The 274-nt window shown below is 48.9% G+C and carries 1 tRNA gene; it reads left to right on the top strand.

Annotated elements, in window-relative coordinates:
* Window positions 1–2: 2 nt before the first annotated feature.
* Window positions 3–87 (top strand) — tRNA-Tyr (locus FUU19_RS10700).
* Window positions 88–274 lie beyond the last annotated feature (187 nt).

The raw sequence follows: 274 nt of genomic DNA, 5'->3' as shown, positions 1-274 counted from the left end.
ATGGTGGGGTTCCCGAGCGGCCAAAGGGAGCAGACTGTAAATCTGCCGTCACAGACTTCGAAGGTTCGAATCCTTCCCCCACCACCATCTTCTCTTTGTTGATGAACTTGAAGCGAAAGCTGAAATCTCATTAAACGCCGAGGGGGAGGATGAGAAGCTTCGACAAGGTTCGAGCCGAGCGTAGCGAGACAACGCGCTTTAGCGCGGTAATCCTTAGAAGCACACAATAGGAATTTAGCCCATTCCTTAAAAAATCAGTAAATCCATGAATACC

The organism is Serratia montpellierensis, from assembly GCF_020858655.1.
Classification (GTDB): domain Bacteria; phylum Pseudomonadota; class Gammaproteobacteria; order Enterobacterales; family Enterobacteriaceae; genus Serratia; species Serratia montpellierensis.
This window is presented reverse-complemented; position numbering and strand designations above follow the sequence as displayed.